The 19,295-nt window shown below is 73.6% G+C and carries 17 protein-coding genes and 1 riboswitch; of the genes, 9 read left to right on the forward strand and 8 right to left on the reverse strand.

Annotation, left to right across the window (positions count from 1 at the left end):
- The first annotated feature begins 6 nt into the window (after window positions 1–6).
- The 5 genes from bar (at window position 7) to HL663_RS18220 (ending at window position 4,282) form a co-directional block, all read left to right on the forward strand.
- A complete protein-coding gene (bar, locus tag HL663_RS18200) occupies window positions 7–1,134 on the forward strand; it encodes a barbiturase (RefSeq protein WP_173029736.1) in 1,128 nt (375 codons plus the stop codon).
- Between the two features lie 102 nt (window positions 1,135–1,236).
- On the forward strand, window positions 1,237–1,995 hold the full coding sequence (gene gntA / locus HL663_RS18205) for a guanitoxin biosynthesis heme-dependent pre-guanitoxin N-hydroxylase GntA (protein WP_216842628.1): 759 nt from the start codon (window positions 1,237–1,239) through the stop codon (window positions 1,993–1,995).
- Entirely contained in the window at window positions 1,992–2,666 is a 675-nt protein-coding gene (locus HL663_RS18210) for a DUF1989 domain-containing protein (RefSeq protein WP_173029738.1), read from the forward strand. The genes gntA and HL663_RS18210 overlap by 4 nt, the downstream gene beginning before the upstream one ends.
- 149 nt (window positions 2,667–2,815) lie before the next feature.
- Complete coding sequence (locus HL663_RS18215; RefSeq protein WP_173029740.1) at window positions 2,816–3,388, forward strand: hypothetical protein; 573 nt, start codon at window positions 2,816–2,818, stop codon at window positions 3,386–3,388.
- Between the two features lie 114 nt (window positions 3,389–3,502).
- The gene (locus tag HL663_RS18220; protein WP_173029742.1) at window positions 3,503–4,282 is read left to right on the forward strand and encodes a formate/nitrite transporter family protein; all 780 of its coding nucleotides are present in this window, start codon (window positions 3,503–3,505) and stop codon (window positions 4,280–4,282) included.
- A gap of 28 nt (window positions 4,283–4,310) precedes the next feature.
- On the opposite strand, the gene purH is transcribed toward HL663_RS18220, so the two are convergent.
- The 4 genes from purH to HL663_RS18240 all read right to left on the reverse strand — a co-directional run bounded on the left by purH (window position 4,311) and on the right by HL663_RS18240 (window position 8,411).
- A complete protein-coding gene (gene purH, locus HL663_RS18225) occupies window positions 4,311–5,936 on the reverse strand; it encodes a bifunctional phosphoribosylaminoimidazolecarboxamide formyltransferase/IMP cyclohydrolase (RefSeq protein WP_173029744.1) in 1,626 nt (541 codons plus the stop codon).
- 31 nt (window positions 5,937–5,967) lie between these two features.
- Window positions 5,968–6,045: riboswitch (ZMP/ZTP riboswitch) on the reverse strand.
- 109 nt (window positions 6,046–6,154) lie between these two features.
- Window positions 6,155–6,580 (reverse strand): pyridoxamine 5'-phosphate oxidase family protein, encoded by a 426-nt coding sequence (locus tag HL663_RS18230; protein WP_173029746.1) that lies wholly within the window; start codon window positions 6,578–6,580, stop codon window positions 6,155–6,157.
- Entirely contained in the window at window positions 6,571–7,149 is a 579-nt protein-coding gene (gene purN / locus HL663_RS18235; RefSeq protein ID WP_216842778.1) for a phosphoribosylglycinamide formyltransferase, read from the reverse strand. Before purN ends, HL663_RS18230 begins: the two co-directional genes overlap by 10 nt.
- Before the next feature lie 20 nt (window positions 7,150–7,169).
- Entirely contained in the window at window positions 7,170–8,411 is a 1,242-nt protein-coding gene (locus HL663_RS18240) for a cell division protein PerM (RefSeq protein WP_173029748.1), read from the reverse strand.
- A 188-nt stretch (window positions 8,412–8,599) separates the two neighbouring features.
- On the opposite strand from HL663_RS18240, the gene HL663_RS18245 reads away from it, so the two are divergent.
- Window positions 8,600–9,124: an RNA polymerase sigma factor gene (locus HL663_RS18245; protein ID WP_173029750.1), complete on the forward strand. Its 525-nt coding sequence runs from the start codon at window positions 8,600–8,602 to the stop codon at window positions 9,122–9,124.
- Window positions 9,117–9,905, forward strand: coding sequence for a hypothetical protein (locus HL663_RS18250; protein ID WP_173029752.1), 789 nt, complete (start codon window positions 9,117–9,119; stop codon window positions 9,903–9,905). Before HL663_RS18245 ends, HL663_RS18250 begins: the two co-directional genes overlap by 8 nt.
- Window positions 9,906–10,037: 132 nt before the next feature.
- Here HL663_RS18250 and sucD read toward each other — a convergent pair whose 3' ends face one another.
- The 3 genes from sucD to HL663_RS18265 all read right to left on the reverse strand — a co-directional run bounded on the left by sucD (window position 10,038) and on the right by HL663_RS18265 (window position 14,414).
- A complete protein-coding gene (sucD, locus tag HL663_RS18255; RefSeq protein WP_173029754.1) occupies window positions 10,038–10,931 on the reverse strand; it encodes a succinate--CoA ligase subunit alpha in 894 nt (297 codons plus the stop codon).
- Window positions 10,932–10,965: 34 nt separating this feature from the next.
- On the reverse strand, window positions 10,966–12,144 hold the full coding sequence (gene sucC / locus HL663_RS18260; protein ID WP_173029756.1) for an ADP-forming succinate--CoA ligase subunit beta: 1,179 nt from the start codon (window positions 12,142–12,144) through the stop codon (window positions 10,966–10,968).
- Between the two features lie 212 nt (window positions 12,145–12,356).
- Window positions 12,357–14,414, reverse strand: coding sequence for a M4 family metallopeptidase (locus tag HL663_RS18265; protein ID WP_173029758.1), 2,058 nt, complete (start codon window positions 14,412–14,414; stop codon window positions 12,357–12,359).
- Between the two features lie 237 nt (window positions 14,415–14,651).
- On the opposite strand from HL663_RS18265, the gene HL663_RS18270 reads away from it, so the two are divergent.
- Window positions 14,652–15,581: an esterase/lipase family protein gene (locus HL663_RS18270; protein WP_173029760.1), complete on the forward strand. Its 930-nt coding sequence runs from the start codon at window positions 14,652–14,654 to the stop codon at window positions 15,579–15,581.
- A gap of 397 nt (window positions 15,582–15,978) precedes the next feature.
- Window positions 15,979–16,755 (forward strand): M23 family metallopeptidase, encoded by a 777-nt coding sequence (locus tag HL663_RS18275; RefSeq protein WP_173029762.1) that lies wholly within the window; start codon window positions 15,979–15,981, stop codon window positions 16,753–16,755.
- A gap of 78 nt (window positions 16,756–16,833) precedes the next feature.
- Here the strand turns inward: HL663_RS18275 and pcrA are convergent, their stop codons facing one another.
- Window positions 16,834–19,266 carry a DNA helicase PcrA gene (pcrA, locus tag HL663_RS18280; protein WP_173029763.1) on the reverse strand — a complete coding sequence of 811 codons (2,433 nt, stop codon included), beginning with the start codon at window positions 19,264–19,266 and terminating at the stop codon, window positions 16,834–16,836.
- Window positions 19,267–19,295: the final 29 nt, after the last annotated feature.

The following is a 19,295-nucleotide window of genomic DNA, read 5'->3' on the forward strand; positions in this document are numbered from 1 at the left end:
CATCCCGTGCCCGACGCCATCGAGGTCCGCAAGGTCCCCCTGCACAACGTGTCCGACGCCTCCGAGCTCGGCAAGCTCATCGACGCCGGCGTCATGGAGGCCGACCGCGTCATCGCCGTCATCGGGAAGACCGAGGGCAACGGCGGGGTCAACGACTACACGCGCATCATCGCCGACCGCGCCTTCCGCGAGATCCTCGTGCAGAAGGGCGCCGACCCGGCGAAGGTCAAGGAGATCCCGATCGTCTGGTCGGGCGGCACCGACGGCGTCATCAGCCCCCACGCCACCGTCTTCGCGACCGTCCCCGCCGAGCAGGCGCCGCAGACCGACGAGCCGCGCCTCACCGTCGGCTTCGCGATGAGCGAGCAGCTGGCCCCCGAGGAGATCGGCTACCTGCCGATGGTCGAGAAGGTCGCCGCCGCGGTCGAGGTCGCGATGGAGCGGGCCGGCATCAGCGACCCGGCCGACGTCCACTACGTCCAGACCAAGACGCCGCTTCTGACCATCCACACCATCCGCGACGCGAAGTCCCGCGGCCAGAAGGTCTGGACCGAGCACACGCACGAGTCGATGGACCTCTCCAACGGCTGCACCGCGCTCGGCATCGCCGTCGCCCTCGGCGAGATCGAGATGCCGACCGACGCCGACGTCATGCACAACCGCGACCTGTACTCCTCGGTCGCGTCCTGCTCCTCGGGCGTCGAGCTCGACCAGGCGCAGGTCGTCGTCGTCGGCAACGCCCGCGGGGTCGGCGGTCGCTACCGCATCGGTCACTCCGTGATGACCGACGCGCTCGACCAGGACGGCATCTGGGCCGCCATCAAGGACGCCGGGCTCGACCTGCCGGAGCGCCCGCACCGCAGCGACCTCGACGGCCGCCTCGTCAACGTCTTCCTCAAGTGCGAGGCCAGCCAGGACGGCACCGTCCAGGGCCGCCGCAACGCGATGCTCGACGACTCGGACGTGCACTGGCACCGCCAGATCAAGTCCTGCGTCGGCGGCGTCACCGCGTCGGTCACCGGCGACCCGGCCGTCTTCGTCTCCGTCTCGGCCGCCCACCAGGGCCCCGAGGGCGGCGGCCCGGTCGCGGCGATCATCGACCTCGGCGAGGAGCCCACCGGCTACCGCGCCTGACGCACCCCCCGTACCGGAGCCGGCCCTGCTCCCCTGCCGCAGGGTCGGCTCCCGCGCGTCCAGGGGCCGCATGACCTGACCCGGCGTGGGTACGGGAGGAGGGTGAGCCTCTCCCCCCTGACCGCACCTCCCCCTGTACCGCCGCCCGGCCTCCTCGCCCCCTCGCGGGTCCACGACCTCGCCACCGCTCCGGACGCCGCCGTCGTCGACGCACTGGCCGAGATGGTCGCGCATCCCGACTACCCCTGTCTCGGAGCGCGATCGGTGTTCCGACGGGGCGCCGTGACCCCCCACGTCCTCGACGACCTGACGGACGCGCGCCCCGGGGGCTCGCTCGACGAGCTCGGCCGCCGGCTGCGCGACTTCGCGGCCGGCGCCGACCCCGAGGGCGACCTCGCCTCGTTCGTCGCCTGCTTCCGGGCGCCGCGGGCCGACGAGCGCGGGTTCGAGGAGCAGCTGTGGGCCGCCCTGCGCCACCTCCAGGCCCACGACGACCGCCCGTGGCCCGGCCACGTCGCGGCCGACCCGGGCGACCCGCACTTCGCCTTCAGCCACGGGGGCACGCCGTTCTTCGTCGTCGGCCTGCACCCCGGCGCCTCGCGCATCGCCCGCCGCGCACCGCTGCCGACGCTCGTCTTCAACCTCCACGACCAGTTCGAGCGGCTGCGCGAGGACGGGCGCTACGCGCGGATGCGTGACACGATCCGACGGCGCGACACCGACCTGCAGGGCGGCGTCAACCCGATGGTCGCCGACCACGGCGCGGCGTCCGAGGCCCGCCAGTACTCCGGTCGCGCGGTGCCCCCGGACTGGACCCCGCCCTTCACCGCCCACCCCGCCCCGTCCGAGGAGCCCGCATGAACCCCGCCCGCACCCGCTTCCCCCGCGCGACCGCGGCGCCGCCTTACGCCGGTGGCGCCGACGGGCCCGCGGACGGCTGGCTGCGCATCGCCCCGCAGACCGGGGTCGCCGTCGAGCTCGCGCCCGGCGACCGGCTGACCCTCCTCGACCCGCTCGGCGAGCAGGTGAGCGACCTCTACCTCGTGCGCTCCGACGACCGCGCCGAGCAGTTCTCGTCCGGGCGGACGACCGACTTCGGCAACAGCATCTACGTCTCCACCGGGTCGCTGCTCTGGAGCAACCGTTCGACGGTGCTCGCCGAGGTCGTCGACGACACCGTCGGGGTCCACGACCTCACGCTCACGCCGTGCAGCCAGGCGACGTTCGACATCCTCTACCCCGACCTCGACGGCGGGCCGCACCCCAGCTGCTTCGCGAACATCGTCGGGGCCCTCGCGCCGGTCGGCGTCGACGCCGACCGGGTCGGGGTGACGCTCAACGTGTTCATGGACGTGTGGACCGACGGCCGCGGCGAGCTGCACATCGACCCGCCGCCGACGCGTCCGGGCGACCGGTTCACCATCGAGGCCCGCGAGCCGGTCCTGGCCGCCGTCACCGCCTGCTCGGCGGAGAAGTCCAACAACGGCCGCTGCACCCCGATCGACTACCGGGTCGAGCGCGCCACCCGCTGACCCCCGGCCCCTTCCGCGAACGTGTGTGAACTCGCCGGACTTTCCCGGCGAGTTCACACACGTTCGCGGGAGAGCGGGGGTCGGACGAACGGACCGTCCGCGGCCGGAGCGCCTGCGGGGCAGGACCTCCCGCGTCGATGCTGGCCCGCGTGACCCCGCCGCCTCCTGCGCCCCTCCCGTCGTCCGCCACCGCGGCCGGCTCGGGCCTCGCCCGGCCCCCGCTGGTCCCGACCGTGCCGCCCGTGGTCGCCGTGCGGCCGACGTCCGCGAGGGCCCTGCGCCACGTCGCGCTCGGGGTCCTCGCGTTCTTCGCCGGGGGCATCCTCGGGCTGCCCGCGGCCACCCGGTCCCTCGCCCCGGCGGCCGGGACCGCAGTCGGGGTGGCGTCGATGGCCCTCGCGGCCGCCGGCGTCGTGCTGCTCCTGCGGCGGTGGGGACGCTCGCTCGTCGCCGAGATCGAGCTCGGCTACACGACGTCGCGACCGCGGACGGCCTCGTGGTGGCTCCGCAACGGCCCGAAGCGCGGGCGCTCGGTCGTCTGGGACCTCGCGGGGCTCTGGTTCCTCCGGCCCTCCGGCGAGGTCCGGGCCGCGCCCCTTCCGACGCCGCACCCCCCGGGGTGGTACGCCTCGCCGCGCGACCCCGCCCGGCTCGAGCTGTGGACCGGCTGCCAGTGGAGCGGCCTCCTCGGCGCCCGGACCGACGGCCTCCTCCCCCGCTGACGCCTCCGCCCCTTCCACGAACGTGTGTGGAGAACGTCGGCATGCCGACGGTTTTCACCCACGTTCGTGGGGGGGTCGACGGGGGTCGCCGCGCGCTAGATTCCGCTCGTGGACATGGACGAGGAACAGCCCGAGGAGGAGATCGACGAGGCCTTCGAGCGGCTGCTCGAGGAGGGTCGCGACCGGCTCGAGCGACCCCTGTGGACGCTACTGCCGACCGGCCTGCTCGGCGGCATCGACGTCGGCGTCGGCATCCTCGCCTACCTCGTCGTCAAGCACGAGACCGGCAACCAGCTGCTCGCCGCGCTCGCGTTCTCGGTCGGCTTCGTCGCACTGCTGCTCGCGCAGAGCGAGCTGTTCACCGAGAACTTCCTCGTCCCCGTGACGACGGCCGTCGCCGAGAAGGGCAACTGGGGCCGGCTGCTGCGCCTCTGGGCCGTCACCCTCGTGACGAACATCGCCGGGGGCACGGTGATCATCTGGGTCATCCTCGTCGCGCGGCCCGACCTCGCGGAGGTGACCCGCGAGACCGGCGAGCACTACGCCGAGCTCGGCGTCAGCGCCAAGAGCTTCATGCTCGCCGTGCTCGGCGGCCTCGTCATCACGCTCATGACCCGGATGCAGAACAGCACCGACAGCATGGGCGTGAAGATCGTGCCGGCCATCCTCTTCAGCGCCGTGCTCGTCGGCGCCGAGCTCTTCCACGCCGTGCTCGACCAGATCCTCATCATCGGCGCGGCGATCGCCGGCTCCGACATCACCATCGGGCAGTTCCTCGTCGCCCTCGTCTGGGCGAGCCTGGGCAACATCGTCGGCGGCGTCGGCTTCGTCACCTTCCTGCGGCTCGTGCGCTCCGCGCCGAGGGTCGAGCGCGAGCGGTCGGCGACGACCTGACCCGCGCCCGCCCCCGGAGGCGGACCCGTCAGTGCGCGAAGTGGCGGGTCCCGGTGAAGTACATCGTCACGCCGGCGGCCTGGGCAGCCGCGACGACCTCCGGGTCGCGCATCGACCCGCCGGGCGCGACGACGGCGCGGACGCCGGCGTCGAGCAGCACCTGGAGGCCGTCGGCGAACGGGAAGAACGCGTCCGACGCGGCGACCGCCCCGCGGGCCCGCTGCGCACCGGCGCGGGAGACCGCGAGGTGGCAGGAGTCGACCCGGTTGACCTGGCCCATCCCGATACCGACCGACGCGCCGTCCTTCGCGAGGAGGATGGCGTTGGACTTGACCGCCCGCACGGCCCGCCAGGCGAACTGCAGGTCGGCCAGCGTGCGCTCGTCGACGGCGTCGCCGGACACCAGGCGCCAGTGGGCGGCGTCGTCCCCGCCCGTCGTGGCGCCCCCGTCGTCGGTGACCACGGCGTCGACCGCGTCGCGCACCTGCACGAGCAGCCCGCCGGAGACCGCCCGGAGCTCGACCGGGTCGGCGAAGCGCTCGACGCCCTCGGGCAGGCGCAGCAGGCGACGGTTCTTCTTCTCGCGGAGGATCTCGAGGGCGTCGTCGTCGAACGACGGCGCGACGATGACCTCGCTGAAGACGTCGTTCGTCGCGAGCGCCATCTCGCGGGTCACCGGCCGGTTCGTCGCGATGATGCCGCCGAAGGCCGACACCGGGTCGCAGTCGTGGGCGGCGGTGTACGCCTCGGCGACGGTCTCGCCGACGGCGATGCCGCAGGGGTTCGCGTGCTTGATGATGGCGACCGTCGGCTGGTCGCCGTGGTCGTACGCGGCGCGCAGGGCGGCATCCGCATCGACGTAGTTGTTGTACGACATCTCCTTGCCGGCCAGCTGCTCGGACTGCGCCAGGCCCGGCCGCGAGTGCGTGTAGAGCGCCGCGCGCTGGTGCGGGTTCTCGCCGTAGCGCAGCACCGCGGACTTCTCCCAGGTCGCGCCGGTCCACGCCGGGAAGCCGGTGCCGTCGGAGGTGTCGGCGTAGGCGTTGCCCATCCACGAGGCGACGGCGACGTCGTAGCTCGCGGTGTGCACGAACGCCTCCGCCGCGAGGCGCTTGCGCTGGGCCAGGGTGAAGCCGCCGGAACGGACGGCCTCGAGCGCGACCCCGTAGGCCGCGGGATCGGTGACGACCGCGACGCTCGGGTGGTTCTTCGCCGCGGCGCGCACCATCGAGGGGCCACCGATGTCGATCTGCTCGACGCACTCGTCCGGCGTCGCGCCGGAGGCCACGGTCTCCAGGAACGGGTAGAGGTTGACGACGACGAGCTCGAAGGCCTCGACCCCGAGGTCCTCGAGCTGCGCCAGGTGGTCGGGCTTGCGGGTGTCGGCGAGCAGGCCGGCGTGCACGCGCGGGTGGAGGGTCTTGACGCGCCCCTCGAGGCACTCGGGGAAGCCGGTCAGCTCCTCGACGCGGGTGACGGGCAGGCCGAGCGACTCGATGAGCGCGGCGCTGCCACCGGTCGAGACGAGGACGACGCCGGCGTCGTGCAGGCCCTGCACGAGCTCGGGCAGGCCGGTCTTGTCGTAGACGGAGACGAGGGCGCGACGCACGGGACGGACGTCCTGGGTCGGGCCGGGGGCGGAGACGGATGCCATGACGGGCTCCTCGGGGTCGACGGTGTCGTTCCCGGAGCACCCAGGCGGGCGATGCCCCGACTGCAGACTTCCCGGTGGTGACCCACCCGCGCCAGTCGTCGCCATCACTCTAGCGACGACGGCGCGACCCCTGAAATCTCCGGTCGAACGACGAGAACATGCCGTCGGACGCCGGCCCGGCGCGGCAGGTCCTCGTCGTTCGACCGACGGACCTTCGGTCAGCGGGCGTAGGGCGACGGGGGCAGCGGGTCGGGCCAGGACCCGCCGAGCACCCGGTCGACCTCGAGGACGACGACGACCCGCTCGGGGTTGGGCCGCGGCGGGCGGTAGCGGACGGCGTAGCGCTCCTCGGCGTCACGGACGGCGTCGGCGTCCTCGACCACCCGCGTCACCCCCTCGAAGGTGACCCACCGACGCCCCTCGACCTGGCTGAGGGACGCCCGCCGGCCCGCGCGCGCCTGGAGCACCTTGGCGCTCGAGCGGCCGGCGATGACCCGGGCCACGAGGAGGTCCTCGTCCCACGTGAAGCCGACGGGCACGGTGTGCGGGCTGCCGTCGCGGCGCAGCGTCGTCAGCGTCGCGAGGTGCCGCTCCCGCAGGAAGGCGAGGACGTTGGGCGCGAGCGCGTCGGGGGTCAGCGCCACGAGCGGTCCCGGGCCAGCGACGTGAGGACCTCGACGAGCATGGCGCGCTCCTGCTCCTTGATGCGTTCGTGCAGCGACCCCTCGTCGTCGCCCGGCGCGACCCGGACGGCCCGCTGGTCGATGATCGGGCCGGTGTCGACCCCCGCGTCGACCCAGTGGCAGGTGCAACCCGTGACGACCACGCCGTGGGCCAGCGCGTCGCGGACGCCGTGCGCGCCGGGGAAGCTCGGCAGCAGGGCGGGGTGGGTGTTGACGACCCGGAAGGCCTCGAGGAAGACCGGCCCGAGCACCTTCATGAAGCCGGCCGAGACGACGAGGTCGGGCTCGTGCGCGGCGACGAGCCGGGTCAGGTCGGCGTCCCAGTCGGCGCGCGAGTCGTGGTCGGGGACACGGCAGACGAAGGTCGGGATGCCCCGCTCCTGCGCCCGGCCGACGCCCCGGGTGCCGTCACGGTCCGCCCCGACGACGACGACCTCGAAGGACGCCCCGGCGGCCCCGGCGGCCTCGGTGGCGTCGAGGACCGCCTGGAGGTTCGTGCCCGACCCGGAGACGAGGACCGCCAGCCGCAGCGGGCGCCCCACCGCCGCGCTCACCGGCGCAGCCGCCAGGCGTCGCGCAGGACGAAGAGCACCGCGCCGACGACCAGCCAGGCGAGCGCGGACAGGGCCATCTCGAGGGCCGGGGCGCCGACCGACGAGAGCCGGTAGGCCCCGAGCGACCCGCCGCCGACGGCGTCGAGCAGGCCGATGGACAGCGCCGTCACGCAGCACGCGGAGACGGCGACGACGAGCTTGGTGCGCAGCCGGGCGAGGCGCGCGACGGTCGCGAGCGCCCGGCGGCCCACCCACGCCCCGGCGAGGACGAGGGCGAGCACGCAGACGACCCCGACGAGGCCGGGGAAGCGCCCCGGCTGGGGCAGCGCGCCGAAGGCGGGGACCATCGGCAGCAGGCCGGTCTCGGAGCCGTCCCAGGTGACCGAGGCACCCTCGACGACCGAGAAGCCGGGGCCCGCGACGAACGAGACGACCCAGAGGCCCAGGTTGGCCAGGCCGGCCAGCTGCGCGGCGAGCAGCACGGCCGAGCCGACGCCGGAGGGGGCGAGGTCGGACTCGATCGACACCACGCGCGGCCAGGCGAGCAGCACCGCGAGGAGGACGGCGACCATCCCGACCATGACGAGCAGGCCCGCGCCCGCGAGGCCGGGGCCGACCGAGCGGCGGATGCTGTCGGGCAGCGGGAGGGTCAGGCGGGGGCCGAGGACGTCGGGGTCGTCGCGGCCGACCGCGCGCAGCGCGTACCCGAGCCCGACGAGCGGGACGAGGACGGCGGGCAGGAGGAGCGTCCAGGGGCGGGGCGGCAGGGGGCCGTCGGCGGCCACCACCCAGCCGACCCCGACGACGAGCGCGTACCCGGCCCACCAGGCGCCGACGGCGGCGGCGAGGGGGCGCGGCAGCAGGCCGGCCCACCACTCGCCCTCGCTGCTGACGCGGACCATCGCCTCGCGCGCGCCCATCCGGGCGAGGAGGACGAGCAGGCCGAGGAGCAGGAGGGGGGTGAGGGCGATGGTCGCCGTCCCGACCCCGAGGTGCGCCCCGCCGGCGAGCAGCCAGAACGAGGCGCCGACCGCCGTCGCGGACGAGCCGCCGGCGCTCGAGAGCGGGTCAGCGGCCCAGGCCGCCAGCACGGGCCCGACGACGAGCAGCGCCGACACGAGCCCGGTCGCGACCCCGATCAGCCCCGAGCGCCGCCAGCCGGGCGCCAGCGGGTGGGCGTGGCCACCGGCGGGCTCGGTGCCGGCCGGTGAGGACGTGGAGCGGTCCGTGACGGTCATCGCGGACCAGTCTGCGGCACCGCGCACCGGCATCGGTGGTGCCGCGCCGGGCGCCACCCCGGTGGACGGCGCGACCCGGGCGCGGCGTCGCCCCCGGACGAGCCTGCCCACGAAGAGGTCGCGGGATCGGGCATCCTGCCGGGGGTGCTCGTGCGTCGGGTGGGGTGAGGGCACCGGAGGGAGGGGTCATGCGCGCGGACCGGGCGGCCGAGTTCGACGAGTTCTACCGCGGGACGGTGCACCGTGTCGTGCACCTCGTCTACGCCTCGACGGGGGACCTGGGGCTGGCACAGGACTGCACCCAGGAGGCGTACGCCCGGGCGTGGACGCAGTGGCGCTCGGTCTCCGCGATGCGCGACCCGCTCGCGTGGGTCCGCACCGTGGCGCGGCGGCTGGCCATCAGCCAGTGGCGACGGCACCGCGCCCACGAGCGCGCGCTCGCCCGGCACGGCGCGCCGCCGCCGACCCCGCCGCCCACGCCCGACCGCGTCGCGGTGCTCGACGCCCTGGCCCACCTGTCGACCCCGGTGCGGGAGGCGCTCACCCTGTACTACCTCGCCGACCTCAGCGTCGAGCAGGTGGCCGACGAGCTCGGCGCCCCGCTCGGCACCGTCAAGGCGCGGCTGCGCCGGGGGCGCCACCAGCTGGAGGCCCTCCTCGCGCCCGACGGCGACGGCGCCCTCCCCCACGCCCAGGAGGCCGACCGTGGCTGACCACCCGCGCACCCCGGACCACGACGACGTCCGCCGGGCGCTCCTGCTCCTCGCGGCCGACGTCGACGCGCTCGACCTCGCGGAGCCGGCCGCGCTGCGGCACGGGGCCGGCCGCGCCCGGCGCCGGGTGCTCGTCGTCGGGGCCGTCGCGGCGTCGCTCCTCCTCGTCGCGCTCGCCGGGGGGCTCGGCCTCCTCGGGCGCGGCGGCGACGACCGGCTGCCGGCCGGTCCCTCTCCCGCCGTCACCGGCTCCCCCTCACCGGCGTCGAGCACGCGGGGCCCGTCCGGCGACGACCGGACCACCGGTACCGACGTCCTCGGCGACGACGGCTCGCTCGGCCCCTTCCGCGTCGGGATGGACGAGGCGACCGTCCGGCAGGCCATCGCGTCCGCCGGGCTCGAGGACTCGGTCCGGGTCGCGGCACGCGAGCTGGGCGGTGGGGTCATCGACCGCGTGCTCCTCCAGGAGGGGGCGCAGACCGGTGTCGGTGACGGCGACGTCATCGGCACCTTCGACCGGGAGACCGGCCGGCTGTCGGTGCTGGTCGCCCCGGCGACGGCGCGCATCCGCGGCCTGGGCGTGGGCTCGCCGGTCGGGGCGTTCGAGGACGCCTTCCCCGGTCAGGTCCACACCGACGAGACCTCCAGCGTCTACCTGCTCGACCTCGAGGGCGGGGTGCGCCTGCAGCTCGGGCGCCCCTCGTCGTTCCTCGACCGCAGCGCCGTGTCCGCCGTCGTCGTCCTGCCCCCGATGGCGCCGACGTTCCCGTACTTCCGCTGACGCCCGCCGGGCCACCGGTCGAGGCAAGTGGAGTCGAGGGAACAGGACACGCCGCCGGCGACGGGGCGCGGGCGGCGTGTCCTGCTCGCTCGACGGGGTGGGCCCGTCGGCGGGGGTGGTGCGGTGGGGGCGTCAGCCGGCGAGCGACTCCATGATCTCGCGCATCAGCTGGGCGGCCTCGGACGGCGTCTTGCCGACCTTGACCCCGGCGGCCTCGAGGGCCTCCTTCTTCGCCTGCGCCGTGCCGGACGAGCCGGACACGATGGCGCCGGCGTGGCCCATCGTCTTGCCCTCGGGGGCCGTGAAGCCCGCGACGTAGCCGACGACCGGCTTGGTCACGTGGTCCTTGATGTACGCCGCCGCGCGCTCCTCGGCGTCGCCGCCGATCTCGCCGATCATGACGATCGCGTCGGTCTCGGGGTCGTTCTCGAAGGCCTCGAGGCAGTCGATGTGCGTCGTCCCGATGATCGGGTCGCCGCCGATGCCGACGGCGGACGAGAAGCCGAAGTCCCGCAGCTCGTACATCATCTGGTAGGTCAGCGTGCCCGACTTCGAGACCAGGCCGATGCGGCCGCCGCCCGAGATGTCGGCCGGGATGATGCCGGCGTTGGACTGGCCGGGGCTGATGAGGCCGGGGCAGTTCGGGCCGATGATCCGGGTGCCGCCCTTGTCGGCGGCGTAGTTGTGGAACTCCGCGGTGTCCTTGACCGCGACGCCCTCGGTGATGACGACGAGCAGCGGGATGCCCGCGTCGATCGCCTCGATGGCTGCGGCCTTGGTGAAGGCGGCGGGGACGAACGCGACGCTGACGTCGGCGCCCGTCTTCTCCATCGCCTCGGCGACCGTGCCGAAGACGGGGACGGACACGCCGCCCTCGAACTCGACGTCGGTGCCGGCCTTGCGGGGGTTGACGCCGCCGACGACGGCGGTGCCGGAGCGCAGCATCCGCTGCGTGTGCTTCATGCCCTCGGAGCCGGTCATGCCCTGGACGATGACCTTGGAGTCCGCGGTGAGGAAGATGGCCATGGGTGTCTGTTTCTCTCTTCTCGCTCGCTCGGGGTCAGTTCTGGGAGGCCAGCTCGGCGGCCTTGCGCGCCGCGCCGTCCATCGTCTCCTCGATGAGGACGAGCGGGTGGTTGCGCTCGGCGAGGATGCGGCGGCCCTCCTCGACGTTGTTGCCGTCGAGGCGGACGACGAGCGGCTTCGTGGCCTCGTCGCCGAGGGCGTCGAGCGCGCCGACGATCCCGTTGGCGACCGCGTCGCACGAGGTGATGCCGCCGAAGACGTTGACGAAGACCGACTTCACCTGCTCGTCGCCGAGGATGATGTGCAGCCCGTTGGCCATGACCTCGGCCGAGGCGCCGCCGCCGATGTCGAGGAAGTTGGCCGGCTTCTGGCCGCCGAACTCCTCACCGGCGTACGCGACGACGTCGAGGGTGCTCATGACGAGCCCCGCGCCGTTGCCGATGATGCCGACCGAGCCGTCGAGCTTGACGTAGTTGAGGCCCTTCTCCTTGGCCGCGGCCTCGAGCGGGTCGGCGGCGGCGGAGTCCTCGAGGGCCTCGTGGTCGGGGTGGCGGAAGTCGGCGTTCGCGTCGAGCGAGACCTTGCCGTCGAGGGCGACGATCTCGCCGTCCTCCGTCTGCACGAGGGGGTTGACCTCGACGAGCGTGGCGTCCTCGTCGCGGTAGACCGCCCAGAGGGTCTTGAGGACCGGCTCGATCTTCGTGGCGACCTCGCCCTCGAAGCCGGCGGCCTCGACGATCTCGCGGGCCTTGGCGTCGTCGATGCCGACGTTGGGGTCGACGGCGACGCGCGCGAGGGCCTCGGGACGCTCGACGGCGAGCTGCTCGATCTCCATCCCGCCCTCCTTGCTGCACATCGCGAGGTAGGTGCGGTTCGCGCGGTCGAGCAGGATCGAGAAGTAGTACTCCTCGGCGATCCGGGCGCCCTGCGCGACCATCACGCGGTGCACGGTGTGGCCCTTGATGTCCATGCCGAGGATGGCGCGCGCGTGCTCCTGCGCCTCGTCGGCGCTCTTGGCGACCTTGACGCCGCCGGCCTTGCCGCGCCCGCCGGTCTTCACCTGAGCCTTGACGACGGTGACGCCGCCGCTCGCGGTGCCGATGCGCTCGGCCGCCTCCCTCGCCTCCTCGGGCGTGGTGGCGACGGCCCCTGCGAGCACGGGGACACCGTGCTTCTCGAACATGTCACGGGCCTGGTACTCGAAGAGGTCCACGAGGCGATCCGTCCTCACTGTCGGCGAAAGTGGTCCGCAGGGCAGCGTATCCGCGCCGCGTCGGGACACCGAACCCGAGGCGTCCGATGGGGGCAATCTCACGCCGGGCGGCCCGCTCACGCGCCGACCGGCGGCGGTCCCCCGCGTCGTGGACGCCGCGAGGGCGGCCCGACCTGGTGGTCGGACCGCCCTCGTCGGTCGGTGGCGTCGGGTCAGCTGACCGCGACCGAGGTGTCGTCGACGACGAACGAGGTCTGCAGCGAGGAGTCCTCGGTGGCGGTGAACTTCACCGTCACCGCCTTGCCCTTGTAGGGCAGCAGGTTGAAGGACTTCTGCACGTACGAGCTGTTCTTGTTCGCGTTGGAGTACGTCGCGAGCGTCGTCGTCACGCCTCCCACCACGACCTGCGGCTTCATCGTGTCGTAGGCCGCGGTGCTCGTCTCGGCCGTGTCGATGCGCACCCAGAACGACAGGGTCGCGGCGGTCGCGGTCGACGGGATGGTCACCGTCTGCTGCTCGGTCTCGGTGCCGGTCGCGCCGTTGCCGCCGAGCCACATCTTCCAGCTGCCGGTGCGGGCCGGGCGGCCGGTGTTGTTGGTGATCGGGCCGGCCGTGCCGGTCCACACCGTGGCGCCGGACTCGAAGCCCGCGTTCTGGAGCAGGTTGCCGCTCGTGGGCGGCGGGGTGGTCGTGCCACCGCCGCAGCTCTGCGTGCCGGCCGGGACCGAGATGGCCGAGAAGGCGCTCTCGACGGCGGTGCAGACGGCCGTGTTGGTCGGGAAGAGCTCCTTGGCCGACGCGATCGCGCCCTCACGGGCCGCCGCGTAGTTGCTCGTCGAGGTCAGCTTGGTGGCCAGGGTGCGGTACCAGACCTTCTCGATGTTCGAGCGGCCGCCGCCGGTCACGGTCGAGCCGTTGCAGGTGGGGCTGTTGTACGAGACACCGTTGACGGTCTTGGCGCCCGAGCCCTCGGAGGCGAGGAAGAACCAGTGGTTGAGCGGGCCCGAGGAGTAGTGCGGGTCGAGGTTCTTCGTGCTCGTCGTCCAGCAGTCCTGGCTCGCGCCGTCCTTGCTCGGCTTGTCCATGTAGCGCAGCGGGGTGCCGTTGCCGTTGATGTTGATCTTCTCGCCGATGAGGTAGTCGCCCGGGTCGGCGGAGGAGTTCGCGTAGAACTCGACGGCGGTCCCGAAGATGTCCGAGGTCGCCTCGTTGAGGCCGCCGGCGTCGCCCGTGTAGGCCAGGCCCGCCGTGTTCTCGGTGACGCCGTGGCTCATCTCGTGGGCGGCGACGTCGATGCTCGTCAGCGGGTGGGTGTTGCCCGTGCCGTCGCCGTACGTCATCTGGGTGCCGTCCCAGAAGGCGTTGACGTAGGCGTTGCCGTAGTGGACGCGGCTGCGGGCGCCGCGGCCGTCGTTCCAGATGCCGGCGCGACCGAGGACGTTGTTGTAGTAGTCGTAGGTCTTCTCGGCGCCGTACTCGGCGTCGACGGCGGCCGTCTGGCGGTTGGACGCGGTGCCGTCGCCCCAGACGTTGTCGGCGTCGGTGAACTGCGTGCCGGCCGCGGTCGAGCTCGTCGACCCGTTGAGGTCGGTCGTGTAGTTGCCGTGGCTGTCCTTGAGCAGCCACGAGGACCCGCTCTGCGTCGTGTTGAGCGTCACCGTGCCCGAGTACATCGAGTTGCCGGTGCCGTTGACGATCTCGTCCCAGCTGGAGACGACCGCGCCGGTGTTCGCGTCGACGATCGTGTGCAGGCGGCTCGGGGTCTGGTCGGCCTTGACCCCGGTCGTCACGACGTCGTAGGCGAGTCGGGGGCTGCCCGAGCCCGCCCAGACCACGAGCTCGCCCTGGCTCTTCTCGCCGGAGGCCTTCGAGCGCTCGGCGCCGGTCGTGACCGCCGCGCTCTTCGCGAGCTTCGGGGTCGTCGACGGGGCGGCGACGGACGTGCGGCCGGCGTTGTAGCGGACCTCCTCGAGGGAGCCCTTGGCGCTCTTCTCGACGACGAGGTCGCCGCCGACGACGCGCAGGCCGTTCCAGGTGCGGTCGTAGCGCGTGTGCGTCGTCCCGTCCTTGTCGGTGACGACCGACCGCGGGACGAGCTTCTCGGCCGTGGCGAGCCCGAGGGCGGCGTGGTCGGAGCCCGCGGCGGCCGCGGCGGAGGTGGAGGCCGGGGTGGCGGCGGAGGGGGCGCCGACGGCGCTGGCGGAGGTGCTGCCGGCGACGATCGTCGCGAGGGCGGCGCCGAGGGCCAGGCCGGTGGTGAGTCGTCTCACGGTCGGGGATCTCCTTGGGGAGGGGTGTGCACCCGTGTTCGGGCACGGGTGGAAACATCCAACTCGGTTGGCCTGCGAGACAAGAGCTCTTGCGAAGAATTGACCATCCCTCCGGAACTCTTTACCGGTCCGGGGCAGGACCTTGACCTAGCCGAGGGCCCGGCTGTGAGGCCCGCTCCCCCACCGGTCGCCGGCGACCTTCCCCCGTGGTAGCGCCGCGCCTACAGTGAGCCCGCGATGAGCGACCCCCAGCAGCCGCGCGGTGCGTCCACCCCCGAGCCCTCGGAGCCCGCCCCGCGGGCCCCGCAGGCGTGCCGCGCGCTGCTCGGTGGCCTGCGAGCGCTCGCCGACCCCGCCGTCCTCGCCGGTGCGGCCGTGGAGACCGCCTGGCTCGGGGCACACCTCACGACGTGGCCGCTCGGGCTCGTCGGCTCCGGCCGCTCCGCCGGCGGCCCGGCCTACCGTCTCGAGCACCTGCCCCCGGTGCAGCGCGGGATGCTCGTCGCCGACGTCGAGGCCGCCGGGACGCCGATCCTGCTCGTGCACGGGATCGTCAGCAACCGGTCGGTCTTCACGGTGCTGCGGCGCGGGCTCACCCGCCGCGGCTTCTCGAACGTCTTCGCGATGAACTACTCCTCGGTGGCGACCGACGTCCGCACGGCGGCCCTGCGGCTGGCCGACGAGGTCGAGGCCGTCTGCGAGCAGACCGGCTTCGAGCGCATCCACGTCATCGGCCACAGCCTCGGCGGCCTCGTCGCCCGCTACTACGTGACGCGCCTCGGCGGGGACGAGCGGGTGCACACCCTCGTGACGCTCGGCACCCCGCACGAGGGGACGTGGGCGGCGTACGCGCTGCCGATGCGCCTCATGCGGCAGATGCGCCCGGGCAGCGGCCTGATGCGCGAGCTCGCCCGGCCGGTGCGCGGCTGCCGCACCCGCTTCCTCGCGTACTGGTCCGACAGCGACGCCGCGATCGTGCCGCAGCGCTCGGCCGCCCTGCGCCACCCGGACCTCTCGGCCCGCTCGGTGCGGCTGCACGGCGCGGGGCACCTGACCCTGCCGATGCTCGGCGAGGTCGTGCACGGCATCTCGGGCGCCCTGACCCAGCTCGACGCCGACGGCAGCACCGTGCGGCAGGGGGTCGTGCCGCTCTCCCGCCGCGGCTGACCCCGCACGTGCGGGGTTGTCGCTGTCCGGAGCGCGGGCCGACCACGAAAAGCCCGCACGTGCCGGGTTATCGCGGTCCGGGACGCGGTCCGACCACGAAAAGCCCGCACGTGCGGGGTCGTCGCGATCCGGGAGGCCCGCCCGCCACGAAAAGCTCGCACGTGCGGGGTCGTCAGCGTCGAAGATGCCGGTCGACCGGTCCCTGAGACCGCTCACAGCAGGGTCCGGGGCCCCGCGCGGCAGCGTTTGCGCAGGTCAGCCACCCGGACCTGACATCGATGTCGACAGCACGGCTCCCGTCGTCCACACCCCCGAGTTTGTGTCACGGAATGGTCACGGTACGGTGGTGCGGCCCCGCCAGGCCCCTGCCGTCGACACCCCCGAGGTCCCCCCCGTCGTGAGTTCCCGGTCGTACACCGGGCGTCACTACGCCGGACGCCACCGCGTCCAGCGTCGCGCCCGCACCCCCCGCGCCCTGAGCCCCGGGTTCGTCCTCCCGACGGTCGCCGCCGCCGGCCTCGTGGTCACCGCCACCGGGGCGAGCATGGCCGAGTCCTCGCCGCAGCCCTTCGAGCTGACGAGCACGCAGACGGCCATGGTCCGCACGCAGCAGGCGTCCGACGCCGAGACCGGCGCCGAGCTGGCCAACCGCCGCCAGGACGCGAGCATCCAGTCCGCCGCCCTCCAGGGCCGCGCGGAGGCCAAGGTCCGCGCGGCGCGCGCCGCCGAGCGCAAGGCGGCGCAGGTCGCCAAGGCCCGGGCCGCGGCCGAGAAGCAGGCCAAGAAGTGGGTCCGCCCGATCGGCCTGTGGAACATCACCTCCGGGTACGGCTGGCGCTGGGGCAAGACGCACGACGGCATCGACCTCGGCGCCCCCACCGGCACCCCGCTCTCGGCGATGTCCAAGGGCACGGTCATCAAGGCCGGCTGGGAGGACAGCTTCGGCTACAAGGTCGAGATCAAGTACTGGGACGGCAGCATCTCCTGGTACGGCCACATGAGCCGCATCGACGTCATGACCGGCCAGGAGGTCATGCCGGGCGACCGCGTCGGCCTCGTCGGCAACACGGGCCACTCGTTCGGCTCGCACCTGCACCTGGAGTTCCAGGAGACGACCGCCAGCGACACCCCGATCGACCCGGTGCCCTGGCTCAAGGACCACGGCCTCTGGTGACCCCCGGTGCCGCCCTGCGCGGCACCCCTGCTCGACCGACGACCCCGGCGCATGCCGCCGGGGTCGCGGCGTCCGCGGCTACAGCTTCTCGAGGGGCGCGAAGCGCAGGACGAACCGCTTGACCCCGAGCTCGCCGCCGAAGTCGACCTCGGCCTGCGTCTTCTCGCCCTCGCCGAGCGTGCGCACGACCGAGCCGAGCCCGTAGGTGTCGTGGGTGACCTTGTCACCGGGCGAGAGCTGGATGAGCGGCCGGTTGCCCGGCGAGCGCACGCCCGGACGGGCGGCGAGGGTCGCGACGGCGGGCCGCTGGTCGCGGCGCCCGACGGCAGCGGCCCCGGAGAGCTCGCGCTCCCACTCGAGGAGCTCGGCCGGGATCTCGTCGAGGAAGCGCGAGGGCGGGTTGTACTGCGGTGAGCCCCAAGCGGATCGGACGGCCGCCCGCGAGAGGTGCAGGCGCTCGCGCGCCCGGGTGATGCCGACGTAGGCGAGCCGGCGCTCCTCCTCGAGCTCCTTGGCGTCGCCGAGGCTGCGCAGGTGGGGGAAGGTGCCGTCCTCCATCCCGGTGAGGAAGACGACGGGGAACTCCAGGCCCTTGGCCGTGTGCAGGGTCATGAGGGTGACCACGCCCTGCTCCTCGGCCTCGGCGCTGTCGGGGATCTCGTCCGCGTCGGCGACGAGGGAGACCCGCTCGAGGAAGTCCTCGAGGCTGATGACCTCGCCGGTCTCGCGGCGTGAGTCGTCGAACTCGCGCGCGACGGCGACGAGCTCGGCGAGGTTCTCGACCCGGGTCTCGTCCTGCGGGTCGCGGCTGTCGCGCAGCTCGGTGAGGTAGCCGGTGCGGTCGAGGATCGCCTCGAGGAGGTCGGCGACGCCGTTCTCCTCGTCGTCGCGGACCCGGCCGAGGTCCTCGAGGATCTGGGTGAAGCCGCGGATGGCGGCGACCGACCGGGTGGCGATGCCCGGCGCGTCCTCGGGGCGCCCGAGGGCGGCGACGAACGGGATGCGCTCGCGCTCGGCGAGGGCCGCGACGCACGCCTCGGCGCGGTCGCCGATGCCGCGCTTGGGCACGTTGAGGACTCGGCGCAGGTTGACCGTGTCGGTGGGGTTGGAGAGCACGCGCAGGTAGGCGAGCGCGTCCTTGACCTCGCGGCGCTCGTAGAACCGGGTGCCGCCGACCACCTTGTAGGGCAGCCCGACCCGGACGAACACCTCCTCGAGCGCCCGGCTCTGCGCGTTCGTGCGGTAGAACACGGCGACGTCGCCGGGGCGGGCCTCGTGCGCGTCGGTCAGCCGGTCGATGGTGCGGGCGACGAACGACGCCTCGTCGTGCTCGTTGTCGGCGACGTAGCCGATGATCCGCGCGCCGTCGCCGCTGTCGGTCCAGAGGTTCTTCGGGCGACGGCCCTCGTTGCGGGCGATGACCGCGTTGGCCGCCCGCAGGATGGTCTGGGTCGAGCGGTAGTTCTGCTCGAGGAGGATGGTCCGCGCCTGCGGGTAGTCCTCCTCGAACTCCTCGATGTTGCGGATGGTCGCGCCGCGGAAGGCGTAGATGGACTGGTCGGCGTCACCGACGACGACGAGCTCGCTCGGCTCGACGCCGTGCTCGGTGCGCGTCTCGTCCGAGCCCACGAGCTCCTTGACCAGCTGGTACTGCGCGTGGTTGGTGTCCTGGTACTCGTCGACCATCACGTGGCGGAAGCGGCGCCGGTAGTGCTCGACGACGTCGGGGAAGGCCTGGAACATGTGGACCGTCGTCATGATGAGGTCGTCGAAGTCCATGGCGTTGGCCTGTCGCAGCCGCCGCTGGTACTCGCTGTAGGCCTCGGCGAGGACCTGCTCCTGGTGGGTGCCCTCCTGCGCCACGCGGCTGGCGAAGGTCTCCTCGTCGACGAGCTCGTTCTTGAGGTTGGACACCTGGTGGCCGAACGCGCGCGGGTTGTAGCGCTTGGGGTCGAGGTCCATGTCGCGCAGGACCATCGCCATGAGCCGCTGGCTGTCGGCGGCGTCGTAGATGGAGAACTGCGAGCGCATCCCGACCTTGTCGGCCTCACGGCGCAGGATGCGCACGCACGCGCTGTGGAAGGTCATGACCCACATCGCCTTGGCGCGCGGGCCGACGAGGTCGGAGACCCGCTCGCGCATCTCGGCGGCGGCCTTGTTCGTGAAGGTGATCGCGAGGACCTGGCCGGGCTGGACGCCGCGGTCGGCCAGGAGGTGGGCGATGCGGTGGGTGAGCACCCGGGTCTTGCCCGAGCCGGCGCCGGCGACGATGAGCAGGGGCGGGCCCTCGTGGAGGACGGCCTCGCGCTGCTGCGGGTTGAGCCCCTCGAGCAGCGCCGCGGCGTCGAGGCGGCGGCCGGGGCCGCCGTCGGGCCCGCGCCCCTCGGCGGCCGCCTGCGCCCACGTCGGGACACCCGCGGCGTCGACGAGGGCCGCCCGGGCGCTCGCGTGGGTCGCGGGGTCGGTGGGGTGGGACTGGCCGAAGTCGAGGCCGTCGAACAGGGTGCTCATCTCGGGAGCCAGCCTACGTCGCGGGGCCG

Source organism: Arthrobacter sp. NEB 688 (assembly GCF_013201035.1).
GTDB lineage: Bacteria > Actinomycetota > Actinomycetes > Actinomycetales > Dermatophilaceae > Phycicoccus.

Bases quoted from the DNA above. Each gene is read 5' to 3' on its own strand.
- HL663_RS18210 (WP_173029738.1), top strand. From the start codon at position 1,992: ATGAACCCCGCCCGCACCCGCTTCCCCCGCGCGACCGCGGCGCCGCCT.
- HL663_RS18220 (WP_173029742.1), top strand. From the start codon at position 3,503: ATGGACGAGGAACAGCCCGAGGAGGAGATCGACGAGGCCTTCGAGCGG.
- purH (WP_173029744.1), bottom strand. From the start codon at position 5,936: ATGGCATCCGTCTCCGCCCCCGGCCCGACCCAGGACGTCCGTCCCGTG.
- HL663_RS18240 (WP_173029748.1), bottom strand. From the start codon at position 8,411: ATGACCGTCACGGACCGCTCCACGTCCTCACCGGCCGGCACCGAGCCC.
- HL663_RS18245 (WP_173029750.1), top strand. From the start codon at position 8,600: ATGCGCGCGGACCGGGCGGCCGAGTTCGACGAGTTCTACCGCGGGACG.
- sucD (WP_173029754.1), bottom strand. From the start codon at position 10,931: ATGGCCATCTTCCTCACCGCGGACTCCAAGGTCATCGTCCAGGGCATG.
- HL663_RS18270 (WP_173029760.1), top strand. From the start codon at position 14,652: ATGAGCGACCCCCAGCAGCCGCGCGGTGCGTCCACCCCCGAGCCCTCG.
- pcrA (WP_173029763.1), bottom strand. From the start codon at position 19,266: ATGAGCACCCTGTTCGACGGCCTCGACTTCGGCCAGTCCCACCCCACC.